This window comes from Niallia sp. M35 (genome assembly GCF_050971705.1).
GTDB lineage: Bacteria > Bacillota > Bacilli > Bacillales > Cytobacillaceae > Niallia > Niallia circulans_A.
The window spans coordinates 1-13,856 of the sequence record NZ_JBPCEP010000010.1; the positions used below are offsets into that span (position 1 = coordinate 1).

Genomic DNA, 13,856 nt, shown 5'->3' on the forward strand with positions numbered 1-13,856 from the left:
ACCATTATTCCGCAGTAGCTCAGTGGTAGAGCATTCGGCTGTTAACCGAACGGTCGTAGGTTCGAGTCCTACCTGCGGAGCCTTATTTTTAATTATATGTTAGCCAAAGTGCTTCCATAGCTCAGCAGGTAGAGCACTTCCATGGTAAGGAAGAGGTCACCGGTTCGAGCCCGGTTGGAAGCTTACGAAAATAAATACGGCCCATTGGTCAAGCGGTTAAGACACCGCCCTTTCACGGCGGTAACACGGGTTCGAATCCCGTATGGGTCACCATTTGGAGGATTAGCTCAGCTGGGAGAGCATCTGCCTTACAAGCAGAGGGTCGGCGGTTCGATCCCGTCATCCTCCACCATTAATTTTTAAAAGTTTATAAATTTATTGCCGGTTTAGCTCAATTGGTAGAGCAACTGACTTGTAATCAGTAGGTTGGGGGTTCAAGTCCTCTAGCCGGCACCACTTTTTTAATTGTCATTAGTTTGAATATCGGAGGGGTAGCGAAGTGGCTAAACGCGGCGGACTGTAAATCCGCTCCTTCGGGTTCGGCGGTTCGAATCCGTCCCCCTCCACCATTTATCATTGGACAATATTAATTATATGTCCTTTTTATATTTTTGGGCTATAGCCAAGCGGTAAGGCAACGGACTTTGACTCCGTCATTCGTTGGTTCGAATCCAGCTAGCCCAGCCAACGAGCCATTAGCTCAGTCGGTAGAGCATCTGACTTTTAATCAGAGGGTCGGAGGTTCGAATCCTCCATGGCTCATCTTTAAACCAAACACGATTGTGTTTGGTTTTTTTGTGCTTTTAAACATGGCATTCTTGTTATTTCCCCTTGAGGATTTATAGCATATTCGCATATATATACATAAAGATGTTGAGTTGAGTCATTGTTTCGGGAGAAGGTACAATAAAAGAAAAATATAGCTGGAGAGATGGGGAGGATTTTCATGAGAAAGCTGACTATTATTGGAATGCCGATGGATCTTGGACAAATGCGCAGAGGGGTAGATATGGGGCCAAGTGCAATCCGCTATGCAGGTGTTTTTGAAAGATTATCAAAGCTATTTTCTTCTATTGAAGATTGGGGAGATATATCAGTAGGAAGACCAGAAACCATAATAGATGTTCAAAGCAATCTTAGAAATCTTCACTTAATAGCAGAAAAAAGTCTAATGCTTGCAGAAATGGTTGATAAGATCATTCAATCAAAGTCATTTCCTCTTATATTAGGCGGAGACCATAGTATAGCAATTGGGACACTTGCTGGAGTATCTAAGCATTACACAAATTTAGGGGTCATTTGGTATGATGCACATGGAGATTTAAATACGGCAGAAACCTCTCCATCAGGGAATATTCATGGCATGCCACTGGCTGTAAGTTTAGGATATGGGCATGAGCTATTGACCAATATATTAGGAGCCTCTCCTAAAATAAAACCAGAGCATGTAGTTATAATAGGGGCTAGATCTTTGGATGAAGGTGAGCGCAGGCTTATAAAAGAATTAGGAATCAAGGTTTTTACTATGCATGAAATTGATCGACTAGGAATGACGAAGGTGATGGAGAGTACGATTGATTACTTAAAGGAAAAAACAGATGGGGTACACTTGTCTCTGGACTTAGATGGATTAGATCCAAATGATGCACCAGGAGTTGGAACACCAGTTCCTGGGGGAATAAGTTATAGGGAGAGTCATTTAGCTATGGAAATGTTAGCGGAATCAGGACTTATTACTTCCGCTGAATTTGTAGAAGTTAACCCGATATTAGATGAAAGAAACAAGACTGCCTCATTAGCTGTAGCATTAATGGGTTCCCTATTTGGAGAAAAATTACTATAAAATTAAAAAAGGTAACAAAGCTAAAAAGCAGGCATGGATGTGCACTGCTTTTCATATGATAATTGGATTGGAAGTCAGGACAAAAACAATCCTTATTATTTTACAGATAGCTGACTACATATTTTTTCATATTTATTTAATAACAAATCTAATTTTGTACTTATGTCAACAACTTTTGGGTGCGAAAAAGAAGTGTTGTTTGCCAAATAGATCATCATTTCACGATGTTCTTCAATGTCTTTTAATAATTTTCTATCACTCATTTGCTTCACCCTCTATATGTTTTTATAATTTCTTCCTAATCTATATAGCCGTAGTAAATTCAAATGTTGCTTGTCTTGATTTTAGCATATTATTACTTTTTTTATAACCAATTCTAAAAATTTTAAACATTATGTGGCATTATTTGTTAAAATAAGAATGAGTATCCTAAAAAAGATAGATGTGCATAATAGGGAGATTTTTCACTACATATAAGTGAGAATATTATTTTTTATACATAATAAAAAATTTTTAAAGAAAAAATGAAACCTTTCCTGCTGTCGATTCGTAAATCGATTAGCCGCACTAGAGCGGAGGTAAATAGATGGAAGCATTAGTAAAAAAAAGGATTCAACAAGTTTTAAAAGGGGATAAAAATGCATTTGGTGACATAATCGAACTATATAAAGATAAAGTGTTTCAAATTTGTTATCGGATGTTGGGGAATAGGCATGAAGCAGAGGATATAGCACAAGAGGCTTTTATTCGTGCATATGTGAATGTTCATCGCTATAATATGGAATATAAGTTTTCAACATGGCTATATCGTATTGCGACAAACCTATGCATTGACCGTATAAGAAAGAGGAAACCAGATTATTATCTTGATGCAGAGGTTCCAGGAACAGACGGCTTAAATATGTACTCACAAATTTCCTCGGATGGAAAATTGCCTGAGGAGGATGTAGAGAGTATGGAGCTACAAGCAATGATACAAAGGGAAATCTCCAAACTTCCTGAAAAGTATCGAGCAGTCATCGTTTTAAAATATATCGAAGAACTTTCTTTGAATGAGATAAGTGAAATTCTGGAGCTTCCTTTAGGAACAGTTAAAACGCGTATTCACAGGGGAAGAGAAGCGTTGAGAAAACAATTACGGTATGTCTGATAAAGAAGGTGAAAATAATATGACTTGTTCAACAAAGATTATTACCTATATGCATCAATATCTTGATGAAGAAATAGAAGAAGAGAATTTAAAAGAATTAAAAAAGCATTTAGATCAGTGTGAAGAATGTGCAACTCATTTTCATGAATTGAAAAAAACTATTGCGCTGGTCCAAAGTACGTCTCACATCCAAGCACCAATGAACTTTACAGAAAATATACTAGCTAAATTGCCGGAAGAAAAGAAGCAAGTAAGAGTGAAACGATGGCTTCGTCACCATCCTATGCTTGCTGCTGCTTCCCTTTTCCTTATATTAATGATATCGAGTCTAATGTCGTCATGGAATGAGGACCATCAGTTTTCTGTTTCGAAACAGCCAAATATAATAGTAGAAAATAATACCGCTATTGTGCCAGAGGGAGAGACAGTAAAAGGTGATGTGATCGTTCGTAATGGAGATATTAAAATAGAGGGACAAGTTGAAGGGAATGTAACAGTAATCAATGGTAAGAAGTATATGGCTTCTGCTAACCAAGTAACCGGTGATATTAAAGAGGTAAATGAAATATTTGATTGGTTATGGTACCATATAAAGAAAACTGTAACGGATATTACAGGGGTATTTAGTGATGAGGATAATACCCAAAAAAATAGCCTTCCTGCAATTTAATTTTAAATTGCAGGTTTTTTTATTTAGTTTTATATGTATTTTTCTTTCGAGTAAAAATAGGGCTTAAATACAATCGAGACACATATACTAGTGATATGGACAATCTAATTGTTTTCAAGATTGTTGGTTATGCTTTTCTTTGTATTAATTGGAATTGTGTTATAATATGATAATTGTAGGTTTTCTCCTGACATATTTGAGTTAGGGAAAAATCTTCTAAAGCGTCACTTTTGAAATATATACTTTGGAGGAAGGAAAATGTCGTTTGCAGATTTCCCTTTTTTAAAATATTTAGCGAATACAGTAGACATTATCCTTGTTTGGTATGTCATTTATAAGATTATTACAATTATCCGCGGGACAAAAGCGGTACAATTGTTGAATGGAATATTTGTTATTTTAATTATTAAAATGTTAAGTGAATATTTCCAACTACAAACATTAAGCTGGATGATGCAGCAGGTAATACAGTGGGGTGCTTTAGCCCTTATTATTATTTTCCAGGGAGAATTAAGAAGAGCTCTCGAACAATTGGGGCGAGGGAAGTTTTTTTCACGATCCGTTGTTCAGGAACATGAACTCCAAGCCCAGTTAGTGGAATCGATTGTAAAAGCAGTAGACTATATGGCTAAACGAAGAATTGGTGCGTTAATCACAATTGAAAGAGAAACAGGAATGAGTGATTACATAGAAACAGGTATTGCGCTTTATTCAAAGATATCTGCAGAGCTATTAATTAATATTTTTATTCCGAATACTCCACTGCATGATGGAGCCGTTATTATACAAAAAACAAATATTGCCGCAGCCGCATGTTACCTTCCTCTATCGGAAAGTCCCTTTATTTCAAAAGAGCTGGGAACTAGACATAGAGCGGCACTGGGCATTAGTGAAGTAACAGACAGCTTAACCGTCGTTGTTTCAGAGGAAACGGGTGCAATCTCGATAACGAAAAACGGTGATTTGCACAGAGAATTAAAATTAGATGCATTTAGAGAAATGTTATCTAGTGCTTTGATAACACCTTCTACCAAACAAACCACGTCAAGTAAGTGGAGCTGGAAGGGGAAGAAAAATGAGTAAATTGTTTAATAATGTAATAGGGAAAAATTGGTTTACAAAAGTTTTATCCTTAGCTTTTGCTCTTTTACTTTTTTCCTATGCATATGATCCCAATGAAAGTTCAACAGATGTAAATGTTCCAGGTGATTCAGAAACCGTTATTTTAGAGGATATCCCAGTAACAGCCTATTATGATACTGAAAATGTAGTTGTTACAGGGATACCGAAAACTGTTACCGTTACTTTAAGAGGTCCAACGGTTCATATACAGCAGGCTAAATTGAAAAAGGATTTTGAGGTATATGTGAATTTAGCAAATGCTAATTTAGGAAGTAAGACCGTTCCCCTTCAAATAAAGGACTTATCTGATAAAATTAGGGCAACGATTGATCCTGAAACGATAAAAGTCACGGTAAAAGAAAAGGTTACTCAAGAATTTAATGTAGAAGCAGAATTTAGCAGTAACGCTCTTGCGAAAGGATACGCTGCTGGAACACCGAAAATTGAGCCGAAAACAGTTAAAGTTACAGGAGCAAAAGATGAGATTGAAAAAATTGCCTATGTAAAGGCAAATGTAAATCTTGATGGAAATACAAATGAGGCTGTAAGCCAACAGGCGAAGGTTTCTGTATTGGATGGTAGTTTAAATAAATTAAATGTGCAAGTGGAACCAGAAATAGTAGAAGTGAATATTCCTGTAAAAAGAACGAGTAAAACAGTACCTATAAAAATAGTGGAACAAGGTAAGCCAAAGGATGGTATAACCATTGACTCGATAACTTTGGATACAAAGGAAGCAACTATCACTGGTCCAGAAGATGTTTTAAAAGATGTGGAAAGCACAAGAGTTGAAGTTGACCTAAGTAAAATAGAAAAAGATGAAGAATTAACATTACCTGTCATTATATCCAATGGGGTAACATCTGTTGATCCAGAGCTTGTAAAGGTTACAGTAAAGGTAACAGCCGCCCAGCAAGAGCAAGAACAAGAACAGAAAGAGGATGATGAGCAGGCGAATCAGGATTCAGAGGAAGCTGTGACGACAGAAAAAACAGAAACAAGAACGTTAAGCAATGTACCTATTACTATTAAAGGTTTAAATAGCGATTTAGAGGCAACCATTGCTAAACCTAAAAGTAGTAGTACAAGTCTTCGGATTTCTGGGGAGCAAAATAGGGTAAGGGAATTAAGTGTCTCTGATTTTAATCTCTATATAGATTTAACAGGAATGGATGATGGGGAGCACGAAGTCCCTATTAAAGTAAATGGACCTGACAATATAGATTGGGAACTAGCTACAAATACGGCGAGTGTGTCTATTACAAATAAAGAGGCTTAACATAAAACGTGATCTATACTAGTTAGAAGGAGCGATATAGAAATGGGTAAATATTTCGGTACGGACGGAGTACGAGGTGTGGCAAATAGTGAACTAACACCAGAAATAGCGTTTAAGCTAGGAAGATATGGTGGTTTCGTCCTAACAAAAGACCACGACAGACCAAAGGTATTAATCGGACGAGATACTCGTATTTCCGGACATATGCTGGAAGGAGCGCTTGTAGCAGGATTGCTTTCCATTGGTGCAGAAGTAATGCGCTTAGGTGTTATCTCTACACCAGGTGTATCCTATTTAACTAAGGCATTAGGAGCACAGGCGGGAGTAATGATTTCTGCATCGCATAACCCGGTCGCAGATAATGGGATTAAATTTTTTGGTCCTGATGGTTTTAAACTATCGGATGAGCAAGAGTTAGAAATTGAAGCACTGATTGATCAAGCAGAAGATACGTTACCTAGACCAACGGGTGCAGATCTTGGTCAGGTTGATGACTATTTTGAAGGTGGTCAAAAGTATCTGCAGTTCTTAAAACAAACAGTGGATGAGGAATTTGCAGGCATTCACATTGCATTAGATTGTGCACATGGAGCAACTTCTTCCTTAGCAATGCATTTGTTTGCAGATTTAGATGCGGATATTTCTACAATGGGCGCATCACCGAATGGATTAAATATTAATGATGGCGTAGGTTCTACACACCCTGAGGCACTTTCTAAATTTGTCCTAGAAAAAGAAGCAGATGTTGGGTTAGCCTTTGACGGTGATGGTGATCGTTTGATTGCTATTGATGAAAATGGGGATATCGTGGACGGCGATCAAATTATGTATATATGTGCAAAATACTTAAAAGAAACAGCAAGACTCAAAAACAATACAGTTGTTTCTACTGTCATGAGTAATTTAGGCTTCTATAAAGCACTAGAACAACACGAAATTACGAGCATTCCAACTGCTGTTGGAGACCGTTATGTAGTCGAAGAAATGCGTAATAATGGCTATAACCTTGGTGGAGAACAGTCAGGACATATTATCTTCCTTGACTACAATACAACAGGTGACGGTCTTTTAACTGGGCTGCAATTAGTTAATATTATGAAAGTAACAAAGAAAAAGCTATCGGAGCTTGCAGGAGAAATGAAGAAATTTCCGCAAAAATTAGTGAATATTAGAGTGACAGATAAATTTCATGTAACAGATAATGAAAAAGTAAAAGAAGTAATTGCAAAAGTAGAACAAGATATGAACGGAAATGGAAGAATTTTAGTTCGTCCTTCTGGAACCGAGCCACTTGTACGTGTAATGGCGGAGGCTCCAACAGAGGAATTATGTGAAGCTTATGTGAATGTTATTTCCGAAGTTGTTAAAGAGGAAATGGGTTTACCAGAAGAATAAGCTTAAACACATAAGGAACTCATATTAATATCTATGCAATTAGGAACAAAATTAGCACGATAGAATACATTAATAGGGTGAAAGACATTTCGAAGGAATGTTTTTCACCCTATTAATTTTTCCGCTTTTCGTGTCGGGAATGGATCCTACCTCAGTTAATGAAATAAAAATTTACGATTTTGTCATAGGATTGTATTTGACGGAACGATTCTAGGTAGGGTATGATTAAATTGCTTTTTGAATAAAGCAAACCTGTTGATAAGGAGGATAGGGATTATTATAGGAAATTGAAGCGCCTGGACTAGTAATGGACGACACGAAACTAGTTGACGAGGAGGAGGTTTATCGATTTTTCGGCGGATGCCTCCCGGTTGTATTAGCCAATCGTAAGTCATACTTTAAAACATTAAGGTAACTTAATGCACAAAGAGTAGGGCAAGCTAAAATCATAAGCGTAATCTTTAAGTTGTATTATCTACAGCCTTTGTTTTCATCTGTCTTTAGGCAGTACAAAAGATGCAGTATATTACAGCTTATAACCAAAAAAACAGAGATAAGGGAGCAAGTTTGTTCCCTAAAAGTGACTTCTTGCTCCCTTAGAACGGAGGAAAAGAAGTATGTGCGGAATTGTTGGTTATATTGGAAACCAGGATGCGAAAGAGATTTTATTAAAAGGTTTAGAGAAACTAGAATATAGAGGCTATGACTCAGCTGGTATTGCATTAAGCAATGGAGAGGGAGTTCAAGTTTTTAAAGAAAAAGGACGAATTGCTGACCTACGCAGTATTGTGGACGAAGAAGTATTTGCACCTGCTGGAATTGGTCATACACGCTGGGCAACCCATGGTGTGCCAAGCAGATTAAATGCGCACCCACATAAAAGTGCATCAGAACGCTTTACAATTGTTCATAATGGTGTCATTGAGAACTATGACTTATTAAAGAAAGAATACCTTGCTGATGTTACTTTGAAAAGTGATACAGATACAGAAGTCGTTGTTCAACTTATTGAACATTTTGTAGAAGCCGGAAGCGATGTAAAGGCAGCATTTGTTCAAACACTAAAATTATTAAAAGGGTCTTATGCGTTTGCCTTATTAGATGAGCAAAACAAAGACATGATATATGTAGCAAAAAATAAAAGCCCATTATTGATAGGATTAGGGGAAAGCTTCAATGTTATCGCAAGTGATGCAATGGCTATGCTTCAAGTAACTGATCAATATGTGGAATTAGTAGATAAAGAAATTGTGATCGTGACAAAAGACGAGGTAACCATTGAAACATTAGAGGGAGAGATTATTTCCCGGGAAGCATATACGGCAGAACTAGATGCTAGTGATATTGAAAAAGGAACATATCCTCATTATATGCTAAAAGAAATTGACGAACAGCCAGTAGCTATTCGCAAAATTATTCAGGAATATCAAGACAAAGATGGAAAGTTGACAATTGATCCAGCGATCATTGAAGCGGTGAAAGCTGCCGATCGACTGTACATTGTAGCTGCTGGTACATCTTATCATGCCGGTCTTCTTGGGAAGCAATTTATTGAGAAATTAGCAAAAATCCCTGTAGAGGTTCATGTGGCAAGTGAGTTCGGCTACAATATGCCGCTGCTTTCTGAAAAACCACTGTTCATTTTCATTACACAAAGTGGAGAAACTGCAGATAGCCGTGCTGTGCTTGTGCAAGTGAAGGAAATGGGTTATCCAACTCTAACTATCACAAATGTACCAGGCTCCACATTGTCTCGTGAAGCTGACCACACCTTATTATTGTATGCTGGTCCGGAAATTGCAGTAGCTTCTACTAAAGCTTATACTTCGCAAATGGCTGTATTGTCTATCCTTGCAGAAGTAACAGCAAGAAACAAAGGCTACCAGATAGATTTTGATCTTATTCATGAATTAGGTATCATTGCCAATGCCATGGAAGGCGTTTTTGAAGATAAAGAAGAGCTAGAGGCTATTGCTCGAGAATATCTGGAAACATCAAGAAATGCTTTCTATATCGGGCGCGGCATTGATTACTATGTTGGCCTTGAAGGTTCTTTAAAGCTAAAAGAAATCTCTTACATCCAAGCAGAAGGATTCGCAGGTGGAGAATTAAAGCATGGAACAATTGCTTTAATTGAAGATGGAACACCTATTATCGCATTAGCAACACAAGAGAGTGTTAACTTAAGCATACGTGGTAACGTGAAAGAGGTAGTAGCTCGTGGAGCAAACCCGTGCATCATTTCGATGAAAGGCTTAGAAATGGATGGCGACCGCTACATCGTACCAGCTGTGCACGATCTGTTAACACCCCTTATCTCTGTAGTACCATTACAATTAATTGCTTACTATGCAGCACTTCATAGAGGCTGCGACGTGGATAAACCACGTAACTTGGCTAAGAGTGTTACGGTGGAATAAGTTTGGTTTTAACCTTTTCGGGTAATGTAGATTTATAAAAAATAACCTCTTCGGGTATGATATCCCGAAGAGGTTATATTTATTATAAAAGGTGGAATGAGAATGTTTCCTAAATATAATTCCCAGAAACATAGCCTATTAGAATCGATAGTTTGCTTTACTGATATTTTAGGGTTTTCTAGCTTAATGATGTTATCCCTTACTTCCTTTTGCAGGTGATCCCTTTGCCAAATATTTTTCTAGCTTTGATCTTGTTGCTGGTAGAGGCATGTAAATCATCACTCTCATATCAGGATCATTGGGGACTTGCAGGGTAATATGATCGAACTCAAGGTGTCCCATGTGGGGATGTTCCACTTCTTTAAATCCTTCAAGAGAGCCGGGCGTTTCATGCTGCAGCCATAGACGGCCAAATTCAGGACTTATTCGTTTAAGATCTTCTATTAACTCGGCAAACGACGAATCTTCAACGTATCGGGCTGATGCCGTGTGGAATTCCGCAATCATTCCCATAGCCTTTTGGTCGAAATTTTTGAAGTGTCCCCTCCATACCGGGTCCGTGAAAAACCGCCAGATTAAATTGAATTCATGAGGCGGTGTTCCCAAGGAAATAGAGAAAATTTCATTTGCAGCATCATTCCAGGCTACAAAATCCCAGCGCCTTCCCAGAATATATGCAGGATTCGGAGTAAGGTCATCCAGCATCCTTTGAAATGTTGCCCCGATACTTTCTTTATGAGGAGACAAATAAGGAGGAAGTGATTCTCCTGCAAGAAAAAAAAGATGGCGTCGTTCATTGGGATTAAGCTTTAGAGCAGCAGCTAGGCTTTCTAACACTTGTACTGACGGACGGATATCACGTCCCTGCTCCAGCCACATATACCAGGATGTGCCGATATTTGATAGCTGTGCGACCTCTTCCCTGCGCAATCCTACTGTCCGCCGTCGGGACCCAGTCGGTAAACCCACATTCTCTGGAGAAAGCCTTGACCTCTGTTTACGCAAAAAATCCCCAAGAGCCGAACGGCGCTCGCTATCGTTCATCCAATCCCTCCTAACCTATTACTCGGAAACCTATGATTAAGCAACCTCTCGTTAAATGTGTATTATAAAATTATACTTAATTATAGAAATCGTTTCAACTCAGTTTGAAACGTTTCAAACCATTACTGACTATAAAGGAGATAGCCATGCAATCAATAACACAGCACAAAAATTACAATTCTCAGGGAATGCTTATCAATAAAGTAGCTCTTGTTACAGGGGCCAGCCGCGGCATCGGAGCAGCGGCTGCCAAACTATTCGCCGGAGAAGGAGCGGCGGTTACTCTCGTCGCAAGAACAGAGGCAGCTTTACGCTCTGGAGTTGAGGAAATTATCGCGAAAGGCGGTAAAGCCGATTATATTGTAGCTGATCTGGCCGATCCCCCCAGCATCGAACGGGCGGTTCAAACGACCGTTGAGCGTCACGGTCGCCTGGATATAGCATTCAATAATGCTGGAATTGGATCTCCTCTTTCGCCCTTAACAGATGTCACAGAAGAGGATTTCGACCATCTTCAAGCTGTAAATTACAAAGGAATCTGGGCGGCAATGAAAGCGGAAATCAAGGCAATGCTTGATACTGCAGGTACTGGTGCCATTGTCAATAACAGCAGCGTGGGCAGCTTCAGAGGTAATCCTGGGTTGTCTGTCTACGGAGCCGCCAAACGGGCTGTTAATAGTCTGACCGAGACAGCTGCCATTGAATTCGGACCCTCGGGTATCCGCGTAAACGCTATTGCACCTGGCACCACTATGACCGAGATGATCGAGGGGTTAGTTGCACAAGTTCCAGATATAATCGAAAAAAGCAACTCTGTGACACCACTTAGGCGTCCTGCCGATCCTCATGAGATCGCACAAGCAGCTGCCTGGTTATTGAGCGATAGAGCCTCTTACGTAACAGGCGTAGTTCTGCCGGTGGACGGTGGAACAAGAGCGTAGTCCCAAACAGAGGGAGTATCCCAAAGGGTCCATAGCCAGGGATACTCCTTTCGTATGTAATGGAAGAACAGAATTTTACGATCAAGCAAGTCGCCGAGTAAACCGGTATTTCTGAAGATACAATCCGCTATTGCGAAAAGAGGATGCTTTTTATATTACACAAATGTTGTAGCATTCTTATAATAAAAGAAGAGAGGTCTTCTTTTAACACAAACGGGGCAGTTTTAAAAGGATTTCTTATATTTTTACAAAATATTATAAATGGACTTGAATTCGCATTTGCTAAGCCAAAATAACAAGCTAAAATCCCCATCATAAGTGATAAGTATTGTACATTTGGGAACTCATAATAAGTCCGAAAAAACCAGTGCCTTTTCTAACTGACACTGGTTTCTGTTTTTTTTATTTATCTTGGTAAGCTAAACGTAGCAGATTTTCCTTTGAATTGGTCTTTGCCATCTGTACCGACAAATGGACCAAATCTCATATCAAACTTCTTATATATTTCAAATTCATCTTTTCTAAGTAGGAAAACATGCAGTTTTTCACCTTTTTGTCCCGCAGCAATCTCCCTTTGTTCACGAGGTTCCGCCATACCCTGACTTAACACTTTCGCACGATTGTCATCAATATTAAGAGTAGTTTTTAGATTCGATATGTCAACAGGTTCTGATGTTTGATTATCAACATTCAATTTGACAGTCACAGCCACAATCCCATTATCACCAAAATTTCTAAAGCGTTCTTTATTGGCTTCTGTTGGAATCACTTCAGTATATTGTACACCTTCAAGGGTAATTTTCACTTTATCTATCTCTTTGGTATCATTAATTCCAGATTTTTCAAAAATCATTTTTTTGTCAGCCATATTATCAGTCGTTAAACGATCTTGATAAAATTGGGGTTGTTCAGCTGTTTGTTTTGCTTGTTCATCGCTATAAATAAAATCATAAGCCGGCGATTGCTGCATGTTACTATTTTTAGCTTGTTCATTATCAGCTAAACCGCCTTCAATTATATATTTTGGTTTTACTGTTTTTAATTTTTCAAATTCAGCATCTGATAATCTGAAACTCATTAAGCCAGTTACCTTCTCGCCAGCTTCATATAAAGTAATCTTTTCTTTATTCTTTTTGATTTTATTAATCTGCTGATCTTCAGGTACAAGAGTTTTCCAGTCAGAAGGAATATAATCATACTCATTGCTTAGCTGGATCTTATGATTATTATTATAATACATTGGTTTATCGGTTCCATTTTCAATGGTAACTTTAGTCGTTACTACGTATCCATTATTCTGGCCATCAAAACGCAACTTAGAATCTTCGTTCATGTCTGTTACTTTAACAATTTGGTATTCGTTAACGGATACTTTGAAACCATTAATATCATTTAAAAATCCAGGTTCTTTATTGGTATAAACAACTTCAACATTTCCTTCTGTTTCTTCTGCAATACTTGGATTCAATACCTCACCTGATTTAGTATCTGATTCTTCTGCTTTTTCATTCGTTTTCCCTTTATTACTTGTTTCCTCTGTTTTAGCCTTTGAATCATTCTCTTTTGGTGATTCAGAAGCTTTTTCTTCATTTCCGCAAGCCGCCAACAATAACATTGCTGCAGAAAGGATTGATACCGATAATACTTTCGTTTTTTTCACATTTACACCCCTTCTTTTTATGTAGACCATAATTATTATAAAGGAAAATAGATAAGAATTCCTTTAATATTACAAAAATGGTATATTTTATCTAGTTTTGAAGAAGACTTTATCCCTAATTTCAATAACTTTTGTAGTATGAAACTTTCTAAAAGATTATTGATAGAGAAATGGATGAATGAGCGACGAAAAGCAATTTAAAGCATAGGTTGGTCAACCTGCTTTCGCAAGAAACTGATAAAAAGAAGCTAGATTTCGATTTGGCCGTCTTTGATGAAAGAATCAGGAGCATATTTGAGCCGCGTATCGGCATCCATTATACTTGAGGAGAT

General features: G+C 38.1%; 11 protein-coding genes and 8 tRNA genes. 16 read left to right on the forward strand and 3 right to left on the reverse strand.

Going from position 1 to position 13,856, the window contains the following annotated elements:
- The first annotated feature begins 8 nt into the window (after positions 1-8).
- The 9 genes from NiCM35_RS14715 to rocF all read left to right on the forward strand — a co-directional run bounded on the left by NiCM35_RS14715 (position 9) and on the right by rocF (position 1,843).
- Positions 9-80, forward strand: a tRNA-Asn gene (locus tag NiCM35_RS14715).
- Between the two features lie 30 nt (positions 81-110).
- A tRNA-Thr gene (locus NiCM35_RS14720) sits at positions 111-183 on the forward strand.
- A gap of 15 nt (positions 184-198) precedes the next feature.
- Positions 199-273 (forward strand) — tRNA-Glu (locus tag NiCM35_RS14725).
- Positions 274-276: 3 nt separating this feature from the next.
- Positions 277-352 (forward strand) — tRNA-Val (locus NiCM35_RS14730).
- Between the two features lie 28 nt (positions 353-380).
- A tRNA-Thr gene (locus tag NiCM35_RS14735) sits at positions 381-456 on the forward strand.
- A gap of 29 nt (positions 457-485) precedes the next feature.
- Positions 486-569 (forward strand) — tRNA-Tyr (locus NiCM35_RS14740).
- Positions 570-612: 43 nt separating this feature from the next.
- Positions 613-687: transfer RNA gene (locus NiCM35_RS14745), tRNA-Gln, on the forward strand.
- A 2-nt stretch (positions 688-689) separates the two neighbouring features.
- Positions 690-762: transfer RNA gene (locus tag NiCM35_RS14750), tRNA-Lys, on the forward strand.
- A gap of 184 nt (positions 763-946) precedes the next feature.
- Positions 947-1,843, forward strand: a complete 897-nt coding sequence (rocF, locus tag NiCM35_RS14755) for an arginase (RefSeq protein WP_163185870.1) — start codon at positions 947-949, stop codon at positions 1,841-1,843.
- A gap of 95 nt (positions 1,844-1,938) precedes the next feature.
- On the opposite strand, the gene NiCM35_RS14760 is transcribed toward rocF, so the two are convergent.
- A complete protein-coding gene (locus NiCM35_RS14760; protein WP_095331404.1) occupies positions 1,939-2,106 on the reverse strand; it encodes an aspartyl-phosphate phosphatase Spo0E family protein in 168 nt (55 codons plus the stop codon).
- Positions 2,107-2,429: 323 nt separating this feature from the next.
- On the opposite strand from NiCM35_RS14760, the gene sigW reads away from it, so the two are divergent.
- The 6 genes from sigW (at position 2,430) to glmS (ending at position 9,879) form a co-directional block, all read left to right on the forward strand.
- The gene (gene sigW / locus NiCM35_RS14765; RefSeq protein ID WP_047943945.1) at positions 2,430-2,993 is read left to right on the forward strand and encodes an RNA polymerase sigma factor SigW; all 564 of its coding nucleotides are present in this window, start codon (positions 2,430-2,432) and stop codon (positions 2,991-2,993) included.
- Between the two features lie 19 nt (positions 2,994-3,012).
- Positions 3,013-3,663, forward strand: a complete 651-nt coding sequence (locus tag NiCM35_RS14770) for an anti-sigma factor family protein (RefSeq protein WP_123260934.1) — start codon at positions 3,013-3,015, stop codon at positions 3,661-3,663.
- A 258-nt stretch (positions 3,664-3,921) separates the two neighbouring features.
- Positions 3,922-4,746 carry a diadenylate cyclase CdaA gene (gene cdaA, locus NiCM35_RS14775; protein WP_433779912.1) on the forward strand — a complete coding sequence of 275 codons (825 nt, stop codon included), beginning with the start codon at positions 3,922-3,924 and terminating at the stop codon, positions 4,744-4,746.
- Positions 4,739-6,064: a CdaR family protein gene (locus NiCM35_RS14780; protein WP_249879462.1), complete on the forward strand. Its 1,326-nt coding sequence runs from the start codon at positions 4,739-4,741 to the stop codon at positions 6,062-6,064. The genes cdaA and NiCM35_RS14780 overlap by 8 nt, the downstream gene beginning before the upstream one ends.
- Positions 6,065-6,106: 42 nt before the next feature.
- Positions 6,107-7,459 carry a phosphoglucosamine mutase gene (glmM, locus tag NiCM35_RS14785; protein WP_095331398.1) on the forward strand — a complete coding sequence of 451 codons (1,353 nt, stop codon included), beginning with the start codon at positions 6,107-6,109 and terminating at the stop codon, positions 7,457-7,459.
- A 617-nt stretch (positions 7,460-8,076) separates the two neighbouring features.
- Positions 8,077-9,879 (forward strand): glutamine--fructose-6-phosphate transaminase (isomerizing), encoded by a 1,803-nt coding sequence (glmS, locus tag NiCM35_RS14790; protein ID WP_123258684.1) that lies wholly within the window; start codon positions 8,077-8,079, stop codon positions 9,877-9,879.
- A gap of 192 nt (positions 9,880-10,071) precedes the next feature.
- Here the strand turns inward: glmS and NiCM35_RS14795 are convergent, their stop codons facing one another.
- Positions 10,072-10,923 carry a helix-turn-helix transcriptional regulator gene (locus NiCM35_RS14795; protein ID WP_433779915.1) on the reverse strand — a complete coding sequence of 284 codons (852 nt, stop codon included), beginning with the start codon at positions 10,921-10,923 and terminating at the stop codon, positions 10,072-10,074.
- 146 nt (positions 10,924-11,069) lie between these two features.
- Between NiCM35_RS14795 and NiCM35_RS14800 the strand changes: the two genes are divergently transcribed.
- Complete coding sequence (locus NiCM35_RS14800) at positions 11,070-11,864, forward strand: SDR family NAD(P)-dependent oxidoreductase (RefSeq protein ID WP_433779916.1); 795 nt, start codon at positions 11,070-11,072, stop codon at positions 11,862-11,864.
- Between the two features lie 406 nt (positions 11,865-12,270).
- On the opposite strand, the gene NiCM35_RS14805 is transcribed toward NiCM35_RS14800, so the two are convergent.
- Positions 12,271-13,524, reverse strand: coding sequence for a DUF5068 domain-containing protein (locus NiCM35_RS14805; protein ID WP_433779917.1), 1,254 nt, complete (start codon positions 13,522-13,524; stop codon positions 12,271-12,273).
- Positions 13,525-13,856: the final 332 nt, after the last annotated feature.